27 protein-coding genes and 1 riboswitch are annotated in these 25479 nt (G+C 40.1%); of the genes, 5 read left to right on the top strand and 22 right to left on the bottom strand.

Annotated elements, in window-relative coordinates:
• Positions 1–91 precede the first annotated feature (91 nt).
• Positions 92–622: a J domain-containing protein gene (locus SFC47_RS05340; RefSeq protein WP_411253200.1), complete on the top strand. Its 531-nt coding sequence runs from the start codon at positions 92–94 to the stop codon at positions 620–622.
• Between the two features lie 14 nt (positions 623–636).
• Here the strand turns inward: SFC47_RS05340 and SFC47_RS05335 are convergent, their stop codons facing one another.
• From SFC47_RS05335 to SFC47_RS05320, 4 genes are all read right to left on the bottom strand, one after another.
• Positions 637–1062 (bottom strand): OsmC family protein, encoded by a 426-nt coding sequence (locus SFC47_RS05335; RefSeq protein ID WP_411253628.1) that lies wholly within the window; start codon positions 1060–1062, stop codon positions 637–639.
• A 281-nt stretch (positions 1063–1343) separates the two neighbouring features.
• Complete coding sequence (locus tag SFC47_RS05330) at positions 1344–2336, bottom strand: aliphatic sulfonate ABC transporter substrate-binding protein (protein WP_411253199.1); 993 nt, start codon at positions 2334–2336, stop codon at positions 1344–1346.
• Positions 2337–2368: 32 nt separating this feature from the next.
• Positions 2369–3130: an ABC transporter permease gene (locus SFC47_RS05325; protein WP_411253198.1), complete on the bottom strand. Its 762-nt coding sequence runs from the start codon at positions 3128–3130 to the stop codon at positions 2369–2371.
• Positions 3063–3905, bottom strand: coding sequence for an ABC transporter ATP-binding protein (locus SFC47_RS05320; RefSeq protein ID WP_411253197.1), 843 nt, complete (start codon positions 3903–3905; stop codon positions 3063–3065). Before SFC47_RS05320 ends, SFC47_RS05325 begins: the two co-directional genes overlap by 68 nt.
• Positions 3906–4236: 331 nt before the next feature.
• On the opposite strand from SFC47_RS05320, the gene SFC47_RS05315 reads away from it, so the two are divergent.
• Positions 4237–4422 carry a hypothetical protein gene (locus tag SFC47_RS05315; protein WP_411253196.1) on the top strand — a complete coding sequence of 62 codons (186 nt, stop codon included), beginning with the start codon at positions 4237–4239 and terminating at the stop codon, positions 4420–4422.
• Positions 4423–4498: 76 nt separating this feature from the next.
• On the opposite strand, the gene SFC47_RS05310 is transcribed toward SFC47_RS05315, so the two are convergent.
• Positions 4499–4771, bottom strand: a complete 273-nt coding sequence (locus SFC47_RS05310; RefSeq protein ID WP_411253195.1) for an aspartyl-phosphate phosphatase Spo0E family protein — start codon at positions 4769–4771, stop codon at positions 4499–4501.
• Between the two features lie 289 nt (positions 4772–5060).
• Between SFC47_RS05310 and SFC47_RS05305 the strand changes: the two genes are divergently transcribed.
• The gene (locus SFC47_RS05305) at positions 5061–5351 is read left to right on the top strand and encodes a hypothetical protein (RefSeq protein ID WP_411253194.1); all 291 of its coding nucleotides are present in this window, start codon (positions 5061–5063) and stop codon (positions 5349–5351) included.
• A gap of 89 nt (positions 5352–5440) precedes the next feature.
• Here SFC47_RS05305 and cysI read toward each other — a convergent pair whose 3' ends face one another.
• The 17 genes from cysI to SFC47_RS05220 all read right to left on the bottom strand — a co-directional run bounded on the left by cysI (position 5441) and on the right by SFC47_RS05220 (position 24569).
• A complete protein-coding gene (gene cysI / locus SFC47_RS05300) occupies positions 5441–7159 on the bottom strand; it encodes an assimilatory sulfite reductase (NADPH) hemoprotein subunit (RefSeq protein WP_411253193.1) in 1719 nt (572 codons plus the stop codon).
• A gap of 29 nt (positions 7160–7188) precedes the next feature.
• Positions 7189–8994: an assimilatory sulfite reductase (NADPH) flavoprotein subunit gene (locus tag SFC47_RS05295; RefSeq protein ID WP_411253192.1), complete on the bottom strand. Its 1806-nt coding sequence runs from the start codon at positions 8992–8994 to the stop codon at positions 7189–7191.
• Between the two features lie 118 nt (positions 8995–9112).
• Positions 9113–9847 carry a sirohydrochlorin chelatase gene (locus tag SFC47_RS05290; RefSeq protein ID WP_411253191.1) on the bottom strand — a complete coding sequence of 245 codons (735 nt, stop codon included), beginning with the start codon at positions 9845–9847 and terminating at the stop codon, positions 9113–9115.
• Positions 9848–9868: 21 nt separating this feature from the next.
• Positions 9869–10645: a uroporphyrinogen-III C-methyltransferase gene (cobA, locus tag SFC47_RS05285; RefSeq protein ID WP_411253190.1), complete on the bottom strand. Its 777-nt coding sequence runs from the start codon at positions 10643–10645 to the stop codon at positions 9869–9871.
• A 30-nt stretch (positions 10646–10675) separates the two neighbouring features.
• Entirely contained in the window at positions 10676–11275 is a 600-nt protein-coding gene (cysC, locus tag SFC47_RS05280) for an adenylyl-sulfate kinase (protein ID WP_411253189.1), read from the bottom strand.
• Positions 11276–11288: 13 nt separating this feature from the next.
• Positions 11289–12458: a sulfate adenylyltransferase gene (gene sat / locus SFC47_RS05275; RefSeq protein ID WP_411253188.1), complete on the bottom strand. Its 1170-nt coding sequence runs from the start codon at positions 12456–12458 to the stop codon at positions 11289–11291.
• 107 nt (positions 12459–12565) lie between these two features.
• Positions 12566–13624: a sulfate permease gene (gene cysP / locus SFC47_RS05270; RefSeq protein ID WP_411253187.1), complete on the bottom strand. Its 1059-nt coding sequence runs from the start codon at positions 13622–13624 to the stop codon at positions 12566–12568.
• Positions 13625–13639: 15 nt separating this feature from the next.
• Positions 13640–14356, bottom strand: coding sequence for a phosphoadenylyl-sulfate reductase (locus tag SFC47_RS05265; protein WP_411253186.1), 717 nt, complete (start codon positions 14354–14356; stop codon positions 13640–13642).
• A 67-nt stretch (positions 14357–14423) separates the two neighbouring features.
• A riboswitch (SAM riboswitch) is annotated at positions 14424–14525 on the bottom strand.
• 147 nt (positions 14526–14672) lie between these two features.
• The gene (locus SFC47_RS05260) at positions 14673–15722 is read right to left on the bottom strand and encodes an anthranilate phosphoribosyltransferase (protein WP_411253185.1); all 1050 of its coding nucleotides are present in this window, start codon (positions 15720–15722) and stop codon (positions 14673–14675) included.
• Positions 15706–16479, bottom strand: a complete 774-nt coding sequence (gene cobA / locus SFC47_RS05255) for a uroporphyrinogen-III C-methyltransferase (RefSeq protein ID WP_411253184.1) — start codon at positions 16477–16479, stop codon at positions 15706–15708. Before cobA (SFC47_RS05255) ends, SFC47_RS05260 begins: the two co-directional genes overlap by 17 nt.
• A 12-nt stretch (positions 16480–16491) precedes the next feature.
• On the bottom strand, positions 16492–17337 hold the full coding sequence (locus SFC47_RS05250; protein WP_411253183.1) for a formate/nitrite transporter family protein: 846 nt from the start codon (positions 17335–17337) through the stop codon (positions 16492–16494).
• 115 nt (positions 17338–17452) lie between these two features.
• Positions 17453–17806, bottom strand: coding sequence for a nitrite reductase small subunit NirD (gene nirD, locus SFC47_RS05245; protein ID WP_411253627.1), 354 nt, complete (start codon positions 17804–17806; stop codon positions 17453–17455).
• Positions 17807–17825: 19 nt separating this feature from the next.
• Positions 17826–20219, bottom strand: coding sequence for a nitrite reductase large subunit NirB (gene nirB / locus SFC47_RS05240; protein ID WP_411253182.1), 2394 nt, complete (start codon positions 20217–20219; stop codon positions 17826–17828).
• A gap of 203 nt (positions 20220–20422) precedes the next feature.
• Positions 20423–20623 carry a CLC_0170 family protein gene (locus SFC47_RS05235; RefSeq protein WP_411253181.1) on the bottom strand — a complete coding sequence of 67 codons (201 nt, stop codon included), beginning with the start codon at positions 20621–20623 and terminating at the stop codon, positions 20423–20425.
• Positions 20624–20643: 20 nt separating this feature from the next.
• Positions 20644–21861 (bottom strand): Ger(x)C family spore germination protein, encoded by a 1218-nt coding sequence (locus SFC47_RS05230; protein WP_411253180.1) that lies wholly within the window; start codon positions 21859–21861, stop codon positions 20644–20646.
• A complete protein-coding gene (locus SFC47_RS05225) occupies positions 21842–22954 on the bottom strand; it encodes a GerAB/ArcD/ProY family transporter (RefSeq protein WP_411253179.1) in 1113 nt (370 codons plus the stop codon). The genes SFC47_RS05230 and SFC47_RS05225 overlap by 20 nt, the downstream gene beginning before the upstream one ends.
• The gene (locus SFC47_RS05220) at positions 22902–24569 is read right to left on the bottom strand and encodes a spore germination protein (RefSeq protein ID WP_411253178.1); all 1668 of its coding nucleotides are present in this window, start codon (positions 24567–24569) and stop codon (positions 22902–22904) included. The genes SFC47_RS05225 and SFC47_RS05220 overlap by 53 nt, the downstream gene beginning before the upstream one ends.
• Positions 24570–24778: 209 nt before the next feature.
• On the opposite strand from SFC47_RS05220, the gene SFC47_RS05215 reads away from it, so the two are divergent.
• Both SFC47_RS05215 and SFC47_RS05210 read left to right on the top strand, forming a co-directional pair.
• Positions 24779–25204: a DUF6220 domain-containing protein gene (locus tag SFC47_RS05215; protein WP_411253177.1), complete on the top strand. Its 426-nt coding sequence runs from the start codon at positions 24779–24781 to the stop codon at positions 25202–25204.
• Positions 25201–25404 carry a DUF5957 family protein gene (locus SFC47_RS05210; RefSeq protein WP_411253176.1) on the top strand — a complete coding sequence of 68 codons (204 nt, stop codon included), beginning with the start codon at positions 25201–25203 and terminating at the stop codon, positions 25402–25404. The genes SFC47_RS05215 and SFC47_RS05210 overlap by 4 nt, the downstream gene beginning before the upstream one ends.
• Positions 25405–25479: the final 75 nt, after the last annotated feature.

Below are 25479 nucleotides of genomic sequence, written 5' to 3'. Positions count from 1 at the left end.
AAAAATTAAATAGTCTTGTAAACCTGTAACTCTTTCCATATGATACACTTCATTTTAGTAGATACTAGAGATATGAGAATGAGTTGATGATATGTTAAATGTTAAAGAGGTTACCGAACAGCTTAGGCTTGAGGGAATTACAGATAGTGAACAGATGGTCATCCGCTGGATTCTTGATGGGAAAATAAAGGCTAGAAGAACCAAGCACCTTAATTTAGAATACTCGGTTAATCCGGTTGATCTAGCTTCTTTTATTCTAGAAAAGAAAATTGAGTTCAAAACGAAGAAATATGGAATCGATTATCATGAGTGGGAAAAAACCTTTCGCGAAAATCAAAAATTAAAGGAAGAAATTGAACAGCTAAATACCTCCATTCGGATTGAACAAGCAAAAAATAGGTCTTTAAAAAGAATGCTAAAAGCTGAGTATGCTTTAACTGACACCCCTCCTTTAACCCTTATCTCCTTATTGGGTCTAGACCCTGGAGCAGATATGGATGTAATCAGGAAGGAATACAAGAAAATATTAAAGGCCCTCCATCCTGATCGAGGCGGCGATGAACGACTATTTAAAGTTTTTTATGACCATTATGAAAAAGTAAAGGATCCAGCTGCGCGCTGAATCCTTTACTATTTTTACAATACTTGATTCCCTTTTGTTCCATTAATTGAATAGCTGGCTGCGATGTTAGCACTTAATGAGTGAGATACGGAGCAATATTTATCTTTTGATAACTGAATCGCACGGACTACCTTATCCTCCGGCAATTCCCCTTCTAAGAAGTAATGGATATGAAAGTCAGTAAATTTCTTTGGTTCGCTGTCTGCTCTTGTCCCTTCTACTTCCATCCTAAATCCAGTCAATTCTAATCGCATTTTTTTCAAGATCATCACAATATCGATTCCTGTACAGCCTGCAAGCGAGTATAGCAGAAGTTCTGTTGGTCTAGGTCCGCTATTTTGCCCTCCGATTTCTGGTGCAGCATCCATCCTTAATTCATGTCCAGAAGGTGTTGTACCAGTAAAAGCCATATCTCCTGTCCAGTGAATAGTTGATTTCATTTTCATCGTCCCTTCCTCTATGTATTTCCAACCTTATTTTACCTTAAAAAAAGGTTTTGAACTCTTTAATGAGTCCAAAACCTTCTTTTATTATTTGGCTGTGTTAAACTAGGCTGTTGATTTGCGCTCCAGGCGCTATGCTTTCCGCGGGCTCGCCCGTGAGCCTCCTCGGTCGTACCGACCTGCGGGGTCTCACGGTGCTCGTTCATCCCGCAGGAGTCAAGCGCCTTCCACTCCAATCAACAGGTTCTAAAATCAACAGTATCCTTTAACACAGCCTATTATTTAAGAAATGACAAGTCGATTAGTCCTTTGATATCATTGCTTGGAATATATCCAGCTTCTTTACTGATATCTGCCATTTCTTGAATCACTTGTTCATTGACATCGGTTGTTACAGCTAAACGTGAGAACGCTGCGTCTACTTCGTCTTTGTTTAACTCTTTACCTGTAAGATTTGTTAGATGCTTGATGACAATTTCTTTACTTTCATCTGGAAAGTCCTGAATGAACTTTACTGATTTTTTATGTGCCTCCAAGTATTTCTTAGTCAAGTCCTTGTTCTTTAAGAAGTCTGCTCTTGCTGCAACTACGGTATTGGTTGATTCTTTCCCCCAAGCAAACTCATCCCAGTCGAGAAGTAATTTTCCTTTTGCTTGGTTCTCCAGCACATATCCCCAAGGCTCTTGAGTAGCTGCTGCATCCACTTGCTTTTGAATGAAAAGTGAAGCCGTGTCAGCTGGTGCTGCAGCAAATAGGTCTACAGTTCCGCCACTTGTTTTTGCTTTTAAATCTGCCTCTTTAAGGGCTTTACGGAGCATGACGTCCTGTGTGCTTCCGATAACAGGGATCGCCACTTTTTTCCCATCTAAATCTTCCAATTTTTCGACGCCGCTTCCTTCTGCAGCTACCAGCACCGCTCCACCATTTACAGCACCGGAGATCAGGTGATATTCTTTGTTTTTTACATAAAAGTTAAGTAATGGCCCTGGTCCGACTGTACCAACATCAATAGCTTTAGTCGCCATTGCTTCCATAAATAGTCCGCCGTTTGAGACAGTTTTCGTTTCAATCTTCACATCTTCTCCAAAAGATTCTTTAAAATAGCCCTTTTCAAGTGCAACAATGGTTGCGATATGAGTAAGGTTTGGAAAATACCCGATTTTTACTGTTTTAGCTTCTTCTGTACCTTCATTCGAAGATTGAGCACATGCACTAAGTAAACCAACAAACAAAATTGTTATTAATAGGTAAAGCGTAGATTTTTTTAACATAATTTTTCTCTCCTGGCTCTATATATTTTTTATTAAGCTCTTCCTCGAATACCCCATTTTACCTCTACACTGCGTTCGAGCCTTGAAAAAACAACATTGTCCACGATAGTCCCAATAATAGCTATGATAATCATAACTGAAATAACTAAATCCATTTGCCCTAAAGAGCGTCCCATCTCAAGCAGCTGACCAAGTCCTCCGCCGCCGCCAAGTAATTCACCTGCCATTAGTGCACGCCAGGAAAATGCCCATGCAATCCGCAGCCCTGAAATTATTTGTGGTACAGAAGCTGGAAGGATTACAGTACGGACGAAGTGGAAACCGCTCGATCCATAGACTTTTGCAACCCGCTGATAAAGCTGTGGGACATTTTTAAATCCGCTTGTAGCATTTACAGTCATCGTCCAGGTCGCCCCAATTGTGACTATAAACAAGATAGAAAAGTCATTTAAACCAAACCAGATAATTGCTAATGGAAACCAAACAATACTAGGAATCGATTGAAGTGCCGTTACCACAAAACCGAGCGTATCTTCAACCAGTTTATACCGCCAGATAAAGTAACCAAGTATCAATCCGACAATAATCGCAATCGTGAACCCTAGTAAAATACGTCCAATACTTTTACCAATGGCAAGGGTAATCTGTCCGCTTAGTAAGCCATTAAAAAGCGTCTCAAGTACTTGAGTTAAGCTGGGAAACATAAAATCAGGAAGGCTGGAAAATCTAGATGTGACTTCCCATATCACCGCTATCACCGCGATGAAGATGATCCGTCTTAAAGCTGTAGTCATCACCCATTTCCTCCTTCAATACTTTTTCAATTTCATCTTGTAATATGGATAAAATTCGCTGCTCCGTATTTAAGGTAACACTGTCTGGTGTTACACCATCCTTCATAGTAGGCACGGGGATAATTTCTTTAATTCGGCCTGGACGAGTGGCAAATACGACCACTTCTTCTGAGAGAAGTACCGCTTCTCTGATATTGTGTGTGATAAAAAAGATAGTCACTTTTGTTTTTCTCCAAATTTCCAGCAACTCTTTATGCAGCACCATTCGAGTTTGTTCATCCAAAGCTGAGAAAGGCTCATCCATTAACAAGATGTCAGGTTCCATTACTAACGCTCTTGCAATTGAAACCCGCTGCTTCATTCCACCAGACAATTCATGTGGATAGGAATTTACATAACGGCTGAGGTGAACCATTTTTAGGACATCAAGTGCCTTTTGTTTCGCCTCTTCTTTTGGCATATTTTTTAGATTTAAACCATAGGTTACATTTTCTAATACCGTCAACCATGGGAACAAACCTGCTTCTTGAAAAACTACTACTCTTTCTGGACCTGGCTTTGTCACCAGATTGCCATCCACGCGAATTTCGCCGCTATCAGCTTTGTCGAGTCCCGCTATTAGGTAAAGCAACGTAGACTTCCCACAGCCTGACGGTCCGACAATGGAAACGAAGCTGCCTTTTTTCACGTTTAGACTTATCCCATCTAATACTTTTACGTTTTCTTTTCGATCATTTTTGAAGCTTTTTTCGATAGAGTCTATTGTTAAATACATCCCTGTTTCACCTCTTTTTTAATCCCAAGTAAGTCTATTGGTTTTATTATATTACAAACAATAGGTAAGTCAACATTTATTCTATTATTCCGTAAAGTTTTAAGGTTATTACACTATTTTTTACTGAATATTAAAATATTTTTCTACAAACACCCGGCAATGTTAACGGATTCCCGTCGTTATTTGCAAGAACATTACTATTCCTAATAGAATCTGGTGATTCCTGTAGATAAGTTTTTTACAGTTCATGCAGGAGAAACTCCTATGTTTCTAAAATTAGTAGAGTAGACAGAATGAAGTCTAATGAATAAGTTGAAAGGTGGTCATTGCCATGAGCCAAGATATTACCCTACAACAAATTGCCGAAGGTGTACCAAAGACACTATTAAACGCATCTGATAGAGACATTGAAGGATTCCAAAAAATCATCGAAGAAACGATAAAATTAAGAGAAGCACATAGAAACCTGCAAAAGATGGTAAAAAATTTCTCTACCTCTACGATTCAGCGAACGTAAAGATCAAAGAAAAAAAGACCCAGCCCTAGGGAAAGGGATGGGTCTAAACTTTCATATGGCGAGTTTTTAATCACTATTAGAATCTATTGCTTTTGTAAGGAGATAAGAGTCTGTAAGGTCTTGCTACTAATTTGTAAAAATGTTGTATAATCTCTACAAACTCATCTAGTAACACACCGGTTTTGGGTCTTCCCTGGTTTACCGTTAATCTTCTATATTCATTAAGAAGATTGTCTAATTCTTGGCTGCAAATAATCGTTTCTTTATTTGACAGTCCTTTTGTCATGCCTATTTTTATCATTTCGTCTCTTTTTTCATTTATTGCCTCTTCTAAATCTACTATCCTCATAACAAAAATACACCTCTAACTCTATTAATTACCCTGATGCTTTAATTTAGTAGTCATGAAAAGAATTATAGCATGTATTTAAATCTATTAAATCGTTTCGATAAAACAAGTTAAAATATGACAAAACTAGACGATTTTTAAAATTTCAGACTATTCTATCTCCTTTCTATACTTCAAATATAGGCGGATTTTGTATGTTGAAAGCAAATCAGGCAAATACTTACCATATGGTTATTATTGGGTTAAGGTCCATTTATTCTATCTTTTTGTAAATCAGGAGGTATAAAGAATGCTTTATGAAGAATATGAATCATTGCTAAGAAAGACGGTTTCGGTTGCACCTGAGTGGATAATCAGCGACATCCGGGACATTTTAAAAAAAGATGAAGGGAAACATATAGGAGTCAGTTATGTTATTTCACAATTAAATGATCGGTATTCTTTTAGTCTCAGACACATTTTGTCTGCTATGGATTTTTCGAGTGAATGGACGAAGGTTTCAAGAGAACGCCTAAGTTTTATTGATAATAATATTGATGTAGTTGTGGCATTGTATTATGACCTCAAAGACAGTCTGTGAAAATACTGAAAGCAATACAAAAAGCAATACCAATTCATTGGAGAATTAGTATTGCTTTTGTCATTATATGTGCTTTTTATAGTAAAAGTTTAGGCATGGAAATTTGTGCCGTCGGTTGTAGCTTGGACGATGCCTGCACGAATGACGAAGTCTCCAAAATGCTCTTCTGCCTCACGTTCTTTAGCGTAACGGGAAAGAATGACACTTAATTCGCTCAGGATTTCTTCTTCACCAATATTTTCTCGGTACATTTTGTTGAGGCGGCTGCCGTCAAAAGCTGCACCTAGGTACATATTATACTTTCCTACCGCTTTCCCCATAAATGCTATTTCTCCAAGCCCTGGGCGCGCACAGCCGTTTGGACAGCCTGTCATACGGATTGTTATTTCCTTATTCTTGAGACCATTTTCATCAATAATCTCATCGATTTTATCAATTAGTTTTGGTAAGTAACGCTCTGCCTCTGCCATCGCTAAACCACAGGTTGGAAGGGCAACGCAAGCCATTGAACTGCGGCGCAGTGCAGAATAATGGCTGCCATCGGTCAAGCCATACTCTTCAATTAATTCACTGATTTTCTTCTTCTTTTGGGTTGAAACATTCGCGATAATTACGTTCTGATTAGCAGTTAAACGGAATTCGCCTTTATGGACTTTTGCAATTTCCCTAAGAGCTGTTTTTAACTTATAACCGTCAAAATCAGCAACACGGCCATTTTGGATATAAAGGGTATAATGCCATTTTCCTTGAACGCCTTTTACCCAGCCGTAACGGTCACCGTTATCATCAAAATGATAAGGTTTTGCTTCGCCGAGACTAAAGCCAAGACGATTTTCTAATTCTTCCTTAACAGTTTCTAATCCAAGTCGGTCAACAGTATACTTGAAGCGGGCATTTTTTCGCTCAGAACGATTACCGTAATCACGCTGTATGGTAATCACTTTCTCTGCCACATCTTGGACTTGATCTGGTGTACAGAATCCGATTACCTTGGCTAACTGCGGGTAGGTCTCCTTGTCACCATGTGAGCTTCCCATCCCACCGCCGATTGCCACGTTAAAACCACTAAGCTTTCCGTCCTCTACAATTGCAATTAATCCAAGGTCTTGTGAAAAGACATCAATATCATTGGACGGCGGAACCGCTATACCAATTTTGAATTTTCGCGGTAAATATAGCGGTCCATACATCGGTTCTACATCTTCCACCTCGGGAGACCCTGCTACTTTTTCTTCATCGAGCCAAACTTCATGGTAGGCCCTTGTTCGCGGCAATAAATAATTACTCAATTGTTTTGCCCATTCGTATACTTCCATATGAATCTCAGATTGATATGGATTTGAAGTACATAATACGTTACGATTCACATCTCCGCAGGCAGCAATCGTATCGAGTAATGTAGAATGGATTTCCTGAATGGTATTTTTCATATTCCATTTTAGAATTCCGTGCATTTGAAATGTTTGACGTGTGGTAAGTTTTAATGTTCCGTTACCGTTTTTATCAGCCAGCTCATCCATAACCAGCCATTGAGACGATGTCGCGACTCCGCCGGGAAGCCGTACACGAAGCATGAACTGATAGGCAGGCTCCAATTTTTGCTTCTGACGCTCATTGCGGAGATCTCGGTCATCCTGCAAGTAGCTGCCATGGTGTTTCATAAGACGGTTATCGTCATCTGGAATTCCTGCACTGATTCGGTCGAGCATTACTTCTTTTAGTGTTCCGCGTAAATAGTTACTTTCTCTTTTAATACGCTCTACATCGCTTGGCGCGCCTTCAGGTGCCTTTAACTTTTGCTTCACCATTTTATGAAAAATCTCCTTCCACTACTGTATCAATATACATCGCGCTGGTACCGTTTTTGCTGCTGCATATTTGCTAAGTAGGCTTCTGCCTCTTCTCGGCTCAAGCTTCCTTCTTTTTCGATAATTTCAATAAATGTTTGATGGACGTCATGTGCCATATTTTTCTCATCACCGCAAATGTAAACATACGCACCACTTTCCAGCCACTGGAATAATTCCTTGCTTTGTTCGAGCATGCGGTGCTGAACGTAAACCTTTTCAGCTGTATCACGTGAGAATGCAACATCCATCCTCGTTAATACACCGTCTTTCAACCATTTTTGCCATTCTGTTTGATAAAGGAAATCTGTTACAAAATGCTGGTCCCCAAAGAACATCCAAGACTTACCTTCCGCTCCAGTTTCCTCGCGCTCTTGCATAAATGAGCGGAATGGCGCCACCCCAGTTCCTGGTCCAACCATAATGATTGGCGTTTCAGGGTCTTGTGGAAGCTTAAAGTTTTCATTTTGTTGAATATAGATTGGTACACTGTCTCCCGGCTGCAGGCGTTCTGCAGTAAAAATGGAGCAGACTCCTTTACGGTCACGGCCATTAGCGTTGTACCTGACAGCACCAATTGTTAAATGAACTTCGTCAGGATTCGCGTTAAAGCTGCTTGCAATCGAGTATAATCGTGCAGGCATTTTTCTTAGGATTGAAATAAACTCCTGGGGAGTACTAGTCACTGGTCCAAATTCACGAACCACATCAAGTAAATCGTGTCCTTCTAGATAGGATTTTACTTTTTCACTGTCATTGACAAGCTCTTGTAATTCGACGTTTCCAGTAAGTTTTGCTGCTTTTTCAAGGAGCGGTTTTGTTAATGTAGTAATTTCGTAATATGTTGTAAATGCGTCCTTTAATGAAAGAACTTCACCTTGTTTATTAATGGTCACACTTTCTTCTGGATTCCATTTCAATTCTTCTAGAAGCAGGCTGACCAGTTCTGGATCATTTTCTGGATAAATCCCAAGACTGTCTCCAGGCTGGAAGCTAAGTCCTGACCCTTCAAGTGATAACTCTAGATGTCTTGTTTCTTTATTGGAGCCTCGACCGTTTAAGTTTAGATTTTCAAGAACTTCTGCCCTAAACGGATTGGTTCTAGAGTAGGTTGATTCTACTGTTGGCGTGGTTACAGCCTGAGTTAGCGATGGAATACCACCCTTTGCTTCACCTAGGCTGCTGATAATTCCCGCAAGCCACTCTGCTGCCGGTTCATCATAATCCAGGTCACAGTCGAAACGAGGATAAAGCCGGGTACCACCGAGTTCCTCCAAACGAGCATCAAATTGTTTCCCTGTTTGGCAGAAGAATTCGTATGAACTATCACCAAGTGATAAGACTGAAAAGTGTAAGTCCTCAAGCTTTGGAGCCCGCTTCCCATGTAAAAACTCATGAAATGTTAGAGCATTATCTGGTGGATCGCCTTCTCCGTGCGTACTTACTATAATAAGTAGATTTTTTACTTTCTTAATATTGTTAGGCTTGAAATCGTTCATGGCTGAAACTGTTACTTGAAACCCTTTCCCTTCAAGTGTTGAGCTAGCCTTTTTTGCTAAGCCGCGTGCATTCCCTGTTTGTGAACCGTAAAGAATAGTTATTTCTTTTGAAGGTGTCCCCTCACTGGTCACTTGCCCGCTTGGCACTCCTAGGACAGAGGCCAATGGTGCAGAAGCTGCACCTGCAAGATACCCACTTAACCAAACTTTTTGAGATTCAGTAAAAGTAGGTAAAAGACGATTTAGGAGTTCCGCCTGCTCCTGATTAAACGGACTGTTCATTACCTGAAGTTGCAACGTTATCCACCTCACTATGGAATATAAACTTTATCATACAGTATTTTATAGAGGCTGTAAGATTTAAATTGGTCTATTTGTTGACCTAGTTCTCTATTTTGAATTATTAGCGGTACTTTTACAGACTTTGCTTACCCACTGCCCGTTCTATTACGATATCTTCGATTACAGTATGGCTGCTTAACACTTGGGTACAAAGTATTTTTTGACCTTCTTTTTGCCGTAATCTTACGGTTTTGTTTAACTCTGCCAGCAGCAAACCAGTAAATAACATATAAGGAACGACGATTACTCTGCCGTTAGCGCCATCAGAGATCGACTCTAACCCTTCATTCAGCTTCGGCTCGGTTGCCGCTAGATAGCAAACGGATACCTTTTCTGGCCTAAGCCGCTCCTTTATGCCGTACGCAATCTTCCCAAAGTTCACATGAACATCCGGGTCACTGCTCCCCACACCGACAATCAATAACCTGTCAATGGGAGCTACTTCTCCCGCTGAATCCTTTATTAACTCAGCGACGGCGTCCAAAATAACTTCTTGTACACCAAACGGATTCTTTATTTCTACCGGAATAGTAGGATATCTATCAAGTAAGGGTGACAAGGCAAGAGGTATATCATGTTTAATGTGACCAGCTGCTAACAGAAACAGCGGAACCACATCAATTTCCGTTGCACCTTGAAGCACACATTTTTCAAAGCCTTCTTCAATCAGCGGCTCTGTTAACTCAAGAAAACTGAGTTCCTGAATTGGTGCATCAATCCGCGCCTTTACCTTTTCGATAAAAGATCTAATCTCGACCGCACCTTTTTTTGAACGAGTACCGTGACCAATATAAAGAATTGCTTTCATACAATGTGCTCCCTTCTGCTGTTACCGGTTGGCTACTGGTATATTAGGTAAAATCTCATCTTGGAACCAATTTAGTTTTTTGTGCAAAGTTACAACCTCGCCAATCACAATCATACTTGGATTGGTAATCTGCTCCCTTTCCACTACTTCTACAATATTCTCTAAGGTCCCGACAACGACCCTCTGATCATTTAATGTCCCCCAATGAATCAGAGCAATCGGAGTCTGAGGTGATTTACCGTTTATGATTAAATGTTTGGTTATCGTCGGAAGATTCGATACGCCCATGTAGACACAAATCGTATCAACACCCTTCGCCAAATGCGCCCACTGGTGTTCCGCCTCCACATCACCAGCCTGATGTCCGGTGATAAATGCAAAGCTTTTACTCAAGGTACGATGGGTAACAGGTATTCCTGCATATGCACTAGCAGCGATTCCAGATGTAATGCCTGGAACAATTTCAAACGGTACATTATGCTTTCGGCATTCCTCAGCTTCCTCACCGCCGCGGCCGAAAACAAAAGGATCGCCGCCCTTAAGCCTTACCACGTTATATCCTTTTTTGGCATATTTCACTAGGAAATGATTAATTGTCTCCTGCTTCATTGTATGATAATGTGGAAGCTTGCCGCAATAGACAAGTTGTGCCCCTTCTTTCGCATTCTCCAAAAGTTCAGGATTTACCAGACGATCATAGAGGATGACATCAGCTTGCTTGAGGCAGCGTAACCCTTTAACTGTAATTAACTCTGGATCTCCAGGACCCGCACCTACTAAATAAACCTTGCCAACCATTGATCAACCATCCTTTCTTACAAGCAATAATTAGAGAATGTTCTTTTCTTGAAGGTAACCTAGTATTTGATTCACTGCCTCATCCACGCTTAATAAATCGGATCGGACCGTAATTTCAGGATTTTTCGGTGCTTCATAAGGTGAATCAATTCCTGTGAAATCCTTTATTTCACCACGGCGTGCCTTTTGATATAGCTGTTTCGGGTCACGCTTTTCACATTCTTCCAACGGACAATCCACATAAACTTCAATAAACTCGCCTTCTTCAAAAATCGCACGAACCTGGTCACGATCAGACCTAAAAGGCGAGATAAAGGCTGTCGTTACAACGGCACCGCTGTCTACAAACAATTTTGCCACTTCACCAATTCTTCTAATATTCTCGGTGCGGTCATGGTCTGAAAAACCAAGATCTTTATTTAATCCATGGCGGATATTATCACCATCTAAAACATATTCATTTATACCCTGACGGTACAATGCACTTGATACGGCGTTTGCAATCGTGGATTTACCAGAACCAGAAAGTCCTGTAAACCATAATACACAGCTGCCATGACCATTTTGAGCATGACGGTCGGATTTTGAAACGGTACTAGCATGCCAAGTGATATTCGTTGCTTTCGTCATTTGTTTTTCCTCCTTAAACGGTCGTTTCTTCTTTCATTCCTTCAATCAAAACTTCAACAACCTCTTTACGGCTGAACGTGGATGGAGGAAGCTGTCCTGCACGAAGCAATTCTCTTACCTTTGTTCCAGATAGGATCACTCTGTCTTCGCTAGTGTGCGGGCAAGTTTTATCAGATGCCATACCTTCACATTTCGTGCAATAGAAGCTATGTTCAAAGAATAATGGTTTGATACCAAGTTCTCCTTCAGGGAATTCACTGAAAATTAACTGCGCATCGTACGTACCATAATAATTACCTACACCTGCGTGGTCACGGCCGACAATAAAATGCGTGCAGCCAAAGTTTTTACGAGCAATTGCATGGAAAATTGCTTCTCTTGGTCCTGCATACCTCATTGCCGCTGGGTAAACACCAAGCTGTACACGTTCTCGTGGATAGTAATTTTCAAGAAGAACACGATAGCTTTTTAATCGAACATCAGCTGGGATATCGTCAGACTTGGTTTCCCCTACAAGCGGGTTCACGAATAGTCCATCAACTGTTTCAAGTGCTGCTTTTTGAATGTACTCATGTGCACGGTGAATAGGATTTCTTGTTTGGAAACCAACAACTGTTTTCCAGCCTTTTTCTTCAAACAATGCACGTGTTTCTTTCGGCTCGAACCACACATCACCGAATACTCCTTTTTCAGGCTTTTTAACTAAAACTACTTCACCAGCCACATAGACAGGTCCTCTCTCATATAGACGCTTTACTCCTGGATGAGCAGTTTCAAGTGTTTTATAAACCTCAACAGCTTCCTTATCTAAATTCGGCTCATACCATTCTGAAACGGTAATAACTCCATATACCTCTTTATTGAAAACAAGCTTGATTTTCTCCCCAACTTCGAGTGTTGCTGCTGTTTCATAGGAAACAGGCAGTGTAACAGGAATAGACCAAATCGTATTGTCACTTAGGCGCATGTTCTCTACGACATTTTCATAATCTGCTTTTCCAAGGAAACCAGTTAACGGACTAAATAATCCAACACCGATTAACTCAAGATCACTTAGGGCAATGGCGTCGATTTCAAGTTCTTTTTCAATGGGTGTTAGATCATAGTTTGGATCATATGCTTGGATTAGTTTACCTCCATGAGGTGCTGGTAAAAATGACAACAGAATCAAACCTTTCTTCATGAAATTTGTGTTTTGTTTAAAAATTCCTCTATATAGAGATTTATATCATCGATAAAGTATTGTATTTATCGGTGAATAGCAAATGGTATATCTACGAAACTTACAATCTATTTTTCTGCTGCTTCTGTAACCGGCTGGTTGGACCTTTTCATCAATGATGAGACTCCGAACACGGAGATTAATACACCAGCCATCGCAACAATTGGATAGAAGTTATGCTCTATTAGCAACTGGATAAGTGTGTAGGAAAGCACCATGGACAAAACTGGTGACACAATCCAAACCGTAAGAAGCTGTACCACTATACCCTTTTTTAGGACAGACTTGCCATGTTTGGCAAACCCAATACCGATAATCGAAGATGTTGTGATTTGAGTCAGCGGCACCGGAATCCCGAAAACAGAAGCTACAGTGACAATGGCTGCTCCTGTTCCTGAAATAACACAACCTTCTTCCAAACGGAGCGTGGTAATTTTCTTACCATTTGTTTCAAGGACACGATGCCCTAAAAAAATAGCACCCGCTGCAACAAAAAGTCCTCCCCAGAAAATCCCGTTATTAGTCGACATAATGTCAGCCCCGACAAGCGGTCCCACCGCATTGGCCACATTGTTCATTCCGGCTGAGAAAGCTTCAAATAATCCCATACATACAACGAGAACGGATAGGATTGGAATAGCTTTCGGCGCTTCCATCCAGCGTTTCAGAGTCTTAATTTTTAATAGATTAGCAGCTAGGATGGCAATTGTGAATGCAGCAAAGGGAGTAAGAAGCCAAAAGACCATAATCCATGCCAGTTTACTAATAAAGACGGATTGATAAACGATTCCAGCCCCTACCACGGATCCAACTGCCACTTCACTAGTTGAAAGTGGTATCCCAAAAATATTGGCTAAGAACAAAGACAATGCAGCTGAAGCTAACACGATAAGTGCGATGGGAATGGTAAAGGTACTGTTTGGCACAATTCCGCTGCCTATGGTTTTTACCACTTCGCCTCCGCCCAGCCATGCACCAAAGAATACAGTAATACCGCAAAGTAACAGTGCCAGTTTTTTCTTAACCACTCCTGCTCCATAAGAAATCCCCATTGAAGCAGCTGCACCACTAGCACCGATATTAATGGCAAAAAATAATCCTATTGTAACTGCTATAACTGTGAGCAAACTAAAAGCCCCCTTTTAGGATGTGTGTAAGCCACACTCCGTCTTGCCGCTTCCTGCCCAGCGTCCCGCACGTGAATCTCCATCCGTCTCAGTTGGCTGTGTACAAGGAAAACAGCCGATACTAGGGTAATTTTGATCATGCAAGGTATTGTAAGGGAGGTCTTTTTCCTTGATATAGGCCCAAACTTCGTCCCATGTCCAGTGAATCAGCGGACAGATCTTAATGTTTTCAAATTTATTATCTTTATTAAGAAATTCAGTGTTTGCTCTAGTCGGTGATTGCTCTCTGCGCAGACCTGAGATCCAAGCTTGTTTGGCTGTCAATGTTTCCCGGAGTGGAATCACTTTGCGGATATTACAGCACTGGTTAGGCTCTCTCTTCCATAGCGCTGATCCATATTGTTCGCGCTGTTCATCTAAGGTTAGTTTTGGCAGTTTCCGCTCAATTTTTAGAGTGGGAAACCGATTTTCAATTTTGCTAATAACCTCATATGTTTCCGGAAAGTGTAAGCCGGTATCTAAGAAAACGATATGGGCATTCGGCTTCACCTGCTGGATGAGGTCGATTAATACAATCGCCTCTGCACCAAAACTGGATGCATAGACAATTTGTTCTTCTGGATATGAGCTGTAAGCCCATTCCAATACCGCTTTTGCGCCTTTTGTTTTATCCTCAATAGAGAAACTATCGGATATTTGACTCCAATTTTCATACGTTACCGGTATAGTCATATATAATCCTCCCTTGTTCATTAAAAAAGCCCTCCTAAAAAGGAAAGGCATCTCACGATTGTTTAACGCCTTATCTCCCAAAATGAAGATCATTTTGCTGGAATTAGCACCTTGCACAGCAGGTTGCCGGGCTTCACAGGACCAGTCCCTCAGCCTCTCTCGATAAGATATATGGTAATTGTTGTGATTAATCCTACCATACCCATAGGATTTATGTAAATAAAAAAATATAAAATTTAGAAAAATTAATTTGTAACCTTTAATTAACAAAAAAGCATCATAGAAGGTAATCCCCTCTATGATGCTTATTAACTGGTTATTGGGTATGAATATTTTTAATCTGAATGGTTTTCCATTTTTCCAATTGGCGCAGCCCTTTTTGTTCTTTTAGCTGCTCCTTAACGATTTCTATTCCTTCTCCAATACTTTGAGCGGCACCGAAAAGGTAAAACCGTAAACCGGTATTAAATACTACCTGATTAGTATAGTATTGAAGTATTTTTGATTTCTCTCCACTTAATATCGCCATCGTAATCTCTGATTGTTCTTTTGCTGTAAGCTTGACATCCTTTTCCATTTCAGGTGCCGACAAACCAAATTCCTCTGGTTTCACAATGAAGGAATCTATTTCGTTGTCTGTAATTTTATATATAAAGCTATTACGGTGAACAGGTAAATCTTCAGAACCTTCCATTCCTTGTACCACGTACACATTCTTATAGGACAATCCTTTAAAAATAGGTGCAATTTTATTAATCGCAGTCCGATGAAACGCACCCATCAATAAAGATTCTGCATTTGCTAAGTTCAATAGTTTCTCAACTGTATTAAGGAGCGTTCTGACCCCCAGCTCTTTGCGGATTTTTCGCAGTTTTCTTAAGCTGTCACAGTATTCTTCGGTTGAAGCAAAAGCGATTCCTGCTTTTGTTATTGTTTTCGTCAAAGAGACTGCGTTTTGAGAGATATCAACTCCTAACAGTGATAGGATATCCTTCATTGCAATACCATATTTTGGCGGCAGCGCATCACTCCCATGTAAAAATACTGGCAAACCTTGTTCCGCCATTAATATAGCAGCAGGAATGCTCCCCATAAAAGTATTTCTGCCGTTATAGGGACTGGCTAAATCAATAATTGGCTGCTGGGACATTTCCACCTTTTCACTGTGTTCACTAAAGACATGGACAAACGCAAGCAGTTCTTCAGGCGACTCCGTTTTCAAACGCAGTGCAATTAAATAGGCTGCTATTTGGGCATCTGTTGCCTCCCCATGGATTATTGATTGGGCGACTTCCTTTGTTTGTTGATAATCTAGATCTTTTGACCCTCTTTTTCCTCTTGCTACCTCTTTAAGCCATTGTTGCATACTTTCCCGCCTTCTCTCCTTCTTCTAGTAATCTTAGTCTATCACGGAAGGTGACAACTTCTCCAACAATGATCATGGCAGGATTTTGAATCTCTTCTTTTTTTACGATGCTTACAATTGAATTTAACGTTCCTGTTACCGTACGCTGTGCACTTGTTGTCCCTTGCTGAATAATCGCAACAGGAGTATCAGCCTTTTTCCCATGTTTCATTAACTCTTCGCAAATATAGGAAAGATTTGTGATACCCATATAAATAGCCAGCGTGTCAACCGCTGTGACCAAACTCTTCCAATTAATATCAGTTGATTTCTCCTTTGTCCTGTGTCCGGTTACTACAGCAAAAGAGCTTCCTAGTTCACGATGGGTAATTGGAATTCCAGCATAACAAGGAGCTGCTACTCCCGCTGTGATTCCAGGAACAACCTCTACTGGCAGACCGTGGTCTAATAAAGCTTCTACTTCCTCTGCACCGCGTCCAAATACGAACGGGTCTCCTCCTTTTAATCTAACAGTTATTTTCCCCTGCTTTGTATACTTGACTAAAAGATAATTAATGGTTTCTTGCTGTAGTGTATGGTAATTTGGTTGTTTTCCACAATAAATGAGGAGGCAATCCTTTTTTGCTTCCTTTAAAAGCTCTGGATTAACCAGACGGTCATAAAGGATTACGTCTGCTTTCTGAATACATCTTAACGCTTTAACCGTTATTAATTCAGAATCACCGGGACCTGCTCCCACAATATACGCCTTCATCATCATCACTCCTTCTTATTGCTGTATACTGTGTCTCGCGGTCGTTGTTTCGTGAAGTTCTAATATATTTTTAGATTCTGTTTGTTTATGAGTGTAATAGAGCGTCATGCCTGTAAAAAGGACACCACTGACTAAATTTCCAATTAATACGGGGATTTGGTTCCAAATCCACCAATCCGTGATCGTGATATCGCCGCCAAGGATCATGCCAGCAGGAATAACAAACATGTTCACCACTGCGTGCTCAAAGCCTTGAGCAAAAAAGATTAAGATTGGAAGCCACATGGCTGCAATTTTCCCAATAACAGATTTCGTAGTCATAGCCATAACTGCCCCTAATGTAACCATCCAATTACAGAGTACAGCTTTTACAAACACAACAAGAAAGCCGTCTGAACCAAGACTTTTATACCCTAAAGTCTTTGCTTCAGCCACTGCGAGGATTTTTGCGGCAACAGAATGATTGGCTGTGTGTCCAAGCTGCGTGACTGCTATGATATAGAGAATGGCATAAAGGAAAGCGCCTAGTACATGTCCAATGATGACCCAAATCCAATTTTTTAACATTTGGGCAGTAGAAGCCTTTTTTGCCATCACTGCCACAGGAATGAGGGCGAAACTTCCTGTAACCAATTCCAATCCAAGGAGAATGATGATCACAAACGCCGCTGGAAAAAAGAGAGCACCCACAATTCCTAGTCCAGTCTGAACTTCAGCTGTGAACGCTAATGTCGTCCCAAATCCGAGCAGCGCTCCACTTAAACTTCCGCGAATCAGCATATCCTTCACTGATAATTTCGCCTTCACTTCACCGGCTAGAATCATAGTTTCCACCACTTGACTTGGATTTACAATTGCCACCGAAATCCCTCCTTTTAATAAATGTATAACCAGGCTTTAAATCACAACGTTACCCCATCTTTTCTTTCTGTTTTTACGGTCGGTTTATAAACCACCTAAACTGCTTTTGCCATTGTTAGCTCTCTTTCAATTTCTGACCAATCTCATTTTCTACTATGATATAAACGCGTTCTCCTTTCACTTCAACAGAGTAGGACTTCACACATCCTACATCCGGAGACTGAACCTTGCCGTCCTTTACACTGATTTTCCAATCGTGCATCGGGCAAAATACATATTCCCCGCTAAGCATTCCTTCTGCGAGGACTCCGCCTTTATGGGGACAACGGTTCTCTATTGCCCGAATTTCCCCATTTTCCAATTTAAAAACTGCAACTTCCATAGTTCCAATGGTTACTGTTTTTCCTAACTTTTGCGGCAGGTCACAAACTTCCCCGATGAATAGTTTGCGTATTGTTTTTTCCATTATCTTAGATTCCTCCTAACCGTCATATTTTTATAGTTTGATATAAGTCTCTTACGATATTTTTATTGTGAACTGCTTCTTTCCATGGATCTTTAACAACAGACAGTGCCTCTTCGATGCGATTATTGTATTCCTTCACCATTAACTCATTGGACAGGACTTCTCTAATACGGTCTAACCCTAAGCGGTCCACCCAAGCGGAGGTTCTTTCTAAATAGTTAGCACTTTCACGATAATATTGGAGAAATGCCCCTATCATTTCTACCAGCTCATCTCCTGTTTTGAACTTAAACAACAAATCTGCTTCACGCAAATGAGTCCCTCCATTGCCTCCGACATACATCTCCCATGCACCTTCCACACCAACAACTCCAATATCTTTTATTCCGCTCTCTGCACAGTTGCGAGGACAGGCGGACACAGCCATTTTCACTTTATGAGGAGTATTTAAACCTTCAAATTTCTTTTCTAATGTGATTCCCATTCCAATTGAATCCTGTGTGCCAAATCGGCAATAATTTTCTCCTACACAGGTTTTTACGGTGCGAAGTCCTTTAGCATATGCTGATCCAGAAGGCATATCCAGATCTGCCCAAATCTTAGGCAGGTCTTCTTTATACACACCAAGCAAATCGATTCGCTGACCGCCGGTAACCTTAATCATGCCCACCTTATATTTATCCGCAACATCCGCAATTTTTCGCAAGTCTTCTGAAGTGGTAACGCCGCCATACATTCTTGGAACAACCGAGTAAGTCCCGTCTTTTTGAATATTGGCATGCATTCTTTCATTGACATACCTAGCTTCACGCTCATCCTGGTATCTCAATGGGTCAATCATTCCTAAATAGTAATTTAGGGCTGGTTTACATTTCGAACAACCGTCAGTTTTCCAGTCCAACACATTCATAACTTCGCGAATATGTGTCAGTCCTTTTTCACGAATTTCTGCCAAGACCTCATCTCTTGATAAGGTCGTGCAGCTGCAGATTGCTTCCTTTTGGTCTCTTTGATATTCATCTCCGAGTGTACATGCAAGTAAATCAGAAACAAGAGACTTACAGCCTCCACACGAACGAGATGCATTGGTACAGCCTTTCACCTGGTCTACAGTTGTTAAGCCATTGGCTTTAATTGCTTCTACAATCCTTCCTTTTGTGACACCATTACAGCCGCAAATGAGCTCTTCATCTGGCATGGTGACAGTTGTATTCACCTCAGAATTGACACTATTTGATGACATTAAATATTCCTCAATCTCCGCCCCATTTTTAATAAAATTGAATAACCTATTTCCATCCTTCGTATCCCCAAACAAGACAGCACCGACAATCTTTCCATCCTCTAATAAGACTTTCTTATATACACCATGATAATCGTCAAATGTTTTATAGACTTTTGTTTTTTCGTCCTCATTGATTTTCCCTGCTGAAAATACATCTACACCGGAAACCTTTAATTGAGTAGAGAGGACTGATCCCTGGTAGCCTTCATCCTGTATCCCGCAGATTCTTTTTGCTAATACTTTCCCTTGTTGATATAGCGGTGCAACTAAGCCGTAGGCAATACCGCGGTGCTCTGCACATTCTCCAACTGCAAAGACATTGGGAATTTCTGTTTCTAAATAATCATTGACAATGATTCCTCGGTTAACAGGTATTCCAGCTTTCTTTGCCAAAGCAACATTGGGCTTAATCCCGACAGCCATCACGACTAAATCAGCTTTGATTTTGCTCCCATCGGAAAACTTTAATCCTGTTACATGTTTTTTGCCGGTAATTTCAACAGTATTTTTTTGTAAAATAAAGTTCATGCCCTGTTTTTCTAGTTCAACTTGCAATAACTTTCCTGCACTTCGATCTAATTGACGTTCCATTAAGTAATCGTGAATATGAATGACATCTACTTCCATTCCTAGGTTTAGAAGTCCTCTTGCTGCTTCTAAACCGAGTAATCCACCGCCAATGACCGCAGCTTTCTTATACTTTTTTGAATATTCAATCATTTCTTCGCAGTCTTTTATATTTCGAAACGCCTTTACTCCTTCCTTATCCCCTCCTGGTAATGGAAGCATGAATGGATTGGAACCTGTCGCAATGATTAATTGATCATAGGATTCTTTTCTTCCTCTATCGGAACTCAAAGACTTTGTTTTAGTGTTAATGGCGGTAACGCTCTCTCCAGGATAAAAAGAAATATTGTTATCTTTGTACCATTCCCATTCATTTAACGTGATATCACTCACCGAAGTACCACCTTGCAGCACCTTAGATAACTGAATTCGATTATAATTCGGATAGGGTTCTGTGCCAAAGATTGAAATTTCAAAACCATCTGGGTTGATTTTCAACACTTCTTCAATTGTTCTAACACCTGCCATCCCATTTCCGATGAGAACTAGCTTTTGTTTTTTCATTTGAACACCTTCCTTGTTTTAATGAATGTTCTGAATTATTTATAACACTATGACAATTTTATTAACATGAACTTGGAAGGTTATCTCACACATTATTTCATCACTTTAACCCATTAAAGTACCCTAAAATCCCTTATTCCATCAGAGTGTTAACGGATACAAATGCAAAAAAAATTGGACCTCAAAATTGAAGTCCAAGTCCATCACCACATGATTCGCGTGTATATGAAATCTGCTGCCATTATTCCGAAACCAATTGAAATATTGATCCAGCCCAGGTATCGTGATACCTTCTGCTCTTTTTTCAGAGAAGCATGTTGATAAGCCTTAACATCCGTCAGCAGAATTAATAGCCCTGTCACCCAGCATATGCCGATTACGAAATTTAAATAGCCGATATACAAACAGCATTCTCCTTCTATCCTTATTTAGATTTCATTCCAACTCGGTGTATATGGGTATCTACATTTATGTCAAAAGTAATATTTTTATAAATTTCACTCCATTTTTCTTTTGTTTTTACATTTTTGTTCCAATACTTTGGTACTTTTGCTCGAAAGTGCTCACCAAAACCAAATATATCAGAATTGGATTTTTGTGTCCTTTTAATTAATTTCTCAATCGATTTTTTCGTGTCTTTTGATGCTTCTTTTTCAATTTTTTTCAATACAGAAGAATCGGATAGCTGGATTTTCGCACTCTCCTTTTCATCTATCTCACTTTCATATTGGATCTTGATGGAAACATGCGGTCTGCCATTCTTAATGGAAACCTTGGTTCTAGTTTTCCTGCTGACAGCCCTCACTAGAACCGATTCATCTTCGCCGGGAACAACAGCAAATGCCCCATACCCACCTCTGCCTATCCCTATTACGGACATAAAGGTACCTATTTCCAACGGATTTGTTTTTCCAACCATCTTGTCTCCGTGAAAATAAGCAAGACCATTAAGTTGAATAGTAGATTTTTCTTTTAGTGCTAAATAGGGCAGATATGGTTCCTGGCCTTTACTAGAGTATATAGTCCAAAATAACCCAATAAAGGAGGGAGGGAATTTTCCGATTGCTGACAAATTGTCAACCATGTTTGCTAAATAAAGGGAGGGAATACGTTCGAGCTCTGGCGTTATATTCATATATTTAGCAGCTGATTCTTTAGATACCACTAATGATGCCGTTCTTCTAATCTCAGGGTTGCGTCTGAGAAAGTCATTGAACCGGGCAGTGCCTTGTCGAGCTATTTCTTCACTTACTACAATGATTCTTAAATGGCCAAGGAATATTTCATCCGAAACCTCCTGCTGCAAATTTAACATCGCATCCTGAAAAGTATGGCCAACAACCTCTATAACTAAAACCGGCTTTTCTGAACCTCCAGGCATCTGGGGACCCAAAGGGATTCTTCCAGGAATAGCAATTTGTGCCGTTACCTTGATCATATCTTCATCAGGGGCAGGAAATTTTTTCCCTAAATGAGAGATTTCATCTTCGTTCTCTTTCTCTTCTTCGCTAGCCTTATCAACTCCAATCGCTAGGACATTCGCTCTCTGTTCAATTTCCCGGCTGTCCCAGCAGCCTGAAAGTAATGGTAAAAAAATTATAAAAAGGATAATTATTTTGCTTTTATGTTGGTTTAGCCTCATTTTTCTTTCTCCTCCAACTTCTGAGGAAATCTATGGTAAGTAGTGATGCTGGATACAGAATCGTAATCAAGAGACCTGCGCGTCCAATGTATTGAATAATCTCATACATATGTAATATGTTTTGAGGCAGCATCGCTAAAAAAAACACAAAAGGCAGAATAAAATACGAAAGCATTTTATGGTCCTTCAGTTGGAAAAGTTCTTTGATTGAATGGATGGTAAAGTAGTAGCTGGAGAATAAGGTAGTAAAAACCGCCAATACCCAAACGGCTAAAAAGATGATATCCAGCCTTTGCAAAATGTTCCCAGGCACAGCAGTGGTTCTTGCCAGCTCTAATGTCGGCCAAAAGATTTGTTTAATTTCTTCAGGACCGAAAATAGCCACTGTCGCGATTACAATTAACAGGTATAACCCTCCTGAAATCAAAATACCCCAAATACTTGCTTTCAGTGCTTTTTTTGGAGACTTCATAGAGGGGATAATCATGGTGACAATAAACGACCCTTGAAATAACGCTGAAATCGTAAGCATTCCTGCAGCCATACCACGCAGGTCATTACCTAAGAATATTGGACGTAAATATAAGAGATTCGCATTTTTCAATGAAAACGCCACTACAATCAATACAGGTGCCAAGATCATCGGTACATAAAAATTATGAATGTAAGAAAAGACATTGATATTATTCCTGCAGCTTAAGGAAGCAAGTAACAGCATGACGATAACAGTCACCTCAAGGGGTGTTTCTCTTAATACAGCCGTTACAACAACTGCACCAAATTCCCGAGCTGTCAGGCTTGTTAAGACAACAAAGAAGCTGATAACAATAACGCTAAAGATTCTTCCCAGCCATTTACCAATAATATCCTGGCTATAGGTTATTATCGTTTTTTGCGGGTGGCGCATCCCTAGATAGGTGAGAATAAACAGACCCATTGCAGCTAAGGTAATACCAGTTACGGTTACAAGAGGAGCACTTGTTTCACCTGCTCTAACAGCAAACAATGGTAAAGGAAGAACGCCTACCCCAATAATCGTGCTAATTAAGATTGTTGTTGCCTGAAGTGTCGTGATCTCCCTTGGATCCCCCATTTGCTGCATCCTCCCGCTGATCATTTCCAACTTTGTTGTGTTCTAAAACTTTATTATCATCTTGACCCAGTCTGTTTTGATTGGAAGGCTGTAGAAAACCAGGTCTTTTTGGCATCCACCATAAAGGACTGCGGATTACAACATCCTTCATCCCTTGATAATTTTCTGGAGAAACTGGAGCCATATACGGAACACCAAACGATTTTAACGACAGCATGTGATTGAAAATAAAAATGATTCCAACCATTACTCCATATAGTCCAAAAATACCAGCTAAAATCATTATCGGAAATCTCAGCATTCGGAGGGCAAATGCAGCTGTGTAAGTAGGTGTCGCAAATGAGCCAATTGTTGTTAGAGCAATTACAACCACCGTAATGGGACTTGATAAACCAGCTTCAACAGCTGCCTGTCCGATAACCAGCACTCCGACAATCGATAATGCCCCGCCTACTTGTTTTGGAAGCCTAACCGTTGCTTCCCGCAATATTTCCATCGCCACTTCAATAATCAAAACCTCGATTACAGCGGGATAAGGTACGCCTGCCCGTCCGCCCGCAACAGCTACGGCAAATTCAGTCGGCAATAGTTCGGGATTAAAGGATATTAGGGACACATATAATGATGGAAAAACAAGTGAAAACACTAAGGCTAATATTCGGGCAAGTCTAACAAACGTTCCCATTAAGAACCTTGATGAGTAATCTTCAATCGTTTGGTAGAATTGATTAAAAACAACCGGAACTAATAAGGCAAAAGGCGATCCATCAACAAGGATTCCCACTCTTCCCTCAATTAGGTTAGCCACCGTTTTATCCGGCCTTTCTGTCGATTGAGTCTGAGGAAATGGTGAAAAAGGATTATCCTCAATAAATTGTTCTAGATATCCGACATCAAGAATCGCATCTATATTAATTTCTGAAAGCCTTTTTTCCACTTCCTTGACTACCTTCTCATTGGCAATCCCTTTCAAATAACAAATTGCCACAGTTGATTTGGTTAAGGTGCCGATTTTCATTGTTTTCACTTGAAAATCTGGTGTTGGCAGGCGATATCTTAGCAAGGATATGTTCGTTGTAATACTTTCAATAAACCCTTCACGTGGTCCTAAAATTGCCTGCTCAGTTTCCGGCTGGGCTATTGATCTCTTTTCTACTTTCTTTGTGTCAATGTGAATAGCTTCATTGATACCATCTATGAATATGACGGTTTCCCCGCGCAGTATTACCTCAATCAACTCACCTATATTTTCACCTATCTTCGCCTGACTATGGTAAATTGTCTCCGTTAAAATGAGGTTAATTAAATGGTTTAGGGGCTTCTCCCTGCCCATTAAATGCTCAGGTTCATACATTAATGGCTTTAAAATATCCTGGTTAATTGCATCCTGATTAACTAAGCTTGAGAGGTATATACTTGCACTCGAAAATTTACCAAAAATTTTAAAATGTTTTATTTGTAAGTCGTCATTATTTCCAAATAGTCCTATTACTTCCTCTAGTCTGACCATTAATGAACTGGAAGTTGGGGTGTCTTCTTTTTCCTTTACAAGCTTACTCGGTGTCAACAATTGCGGTTTTTTAATATTGCGTTTATTCTTCCGAAACAAGGACACACTCCCCCCTCCTATTTTATAATTTTTACCAACTTTCCAATTTTATTCCTTTGGTTCCTTTCGAATTAGTAATAAAAAAACAGAAATCCTACTTCAGGAATTCTGCTTTAAGACTAGAGGCTTAGTAAAAGTTAAGTCCCTGGCTCATTATGATGCTTTGGTATCATTGCTAAACTTGTTATAGAAATCATTCGAAAGGGGAAAGTGATATGAAGAAAGATGAGGTTCCAGCTGGAAAACGTATGGGCATTATCAGTTTTGCCTTCTTGTCCATTTCATTTTTACTCTGTATCCTTGTCCAAGTATTTTTTGCAGGTTTGGCAATCTTTGTTAACCCTTTAAACTGGACAAAACATACCGTTTTTATTCATTTATTTGAATTTATTCCTGTCATCATGTTTATTATCGCATTTATTGGAAAGTTACCACGCTGGACAATTGGGTATAGTGCATCATTATTTGCTATCATCTTCGTAATGTATTTTACAGCAAATATAGCACCTGTTGTCGCTTGGGGTGCTGCTCTTCACCCCGTTATAGCATTCCTTCTATTTTGGTTGACTGTTAAGAATCTTCCTCGCATATGGAAAATGGCTTTTACAAATAAGCAAGGTGAAGGGAGTGTCAAAGAATGAGAACATCTCTAATTTTTATTACTGGTTTTGTACTTGGATTCATCCTAACTGAACTGATAAATATTTATGGATTCTTGTTGTATGACCAGACCATCAGCTTAACGTTTTTCCCGATTATCATGGGAGCCTTTTTAACAGGTATGGATCTTCTCCTTCGGCGTAAATCAAAACATCCCAATTTTAAAAGCAGCTTCCGATAAGGAGGCTGCTCTCTTTGGATTATATTTTTCTAAGACAGAAACTATTTTCTTTTTGTCTAATACTTATTTCCTGTT

Source organism: Neobacillus niacini (assembly GCF_046591715.1).
Classification (GTDB): domain Bacteria; phylum Bacillota; class Bacilli; order Bacillales; family Cytobacillaceae; genus Neobacillus; species Neobacillus niacini_L.
The sequence above is the reverse complement of the archived record's forward strand: the minus strand, read 5'-3'. Positions and strand labels throughout refer to the sequence as shown.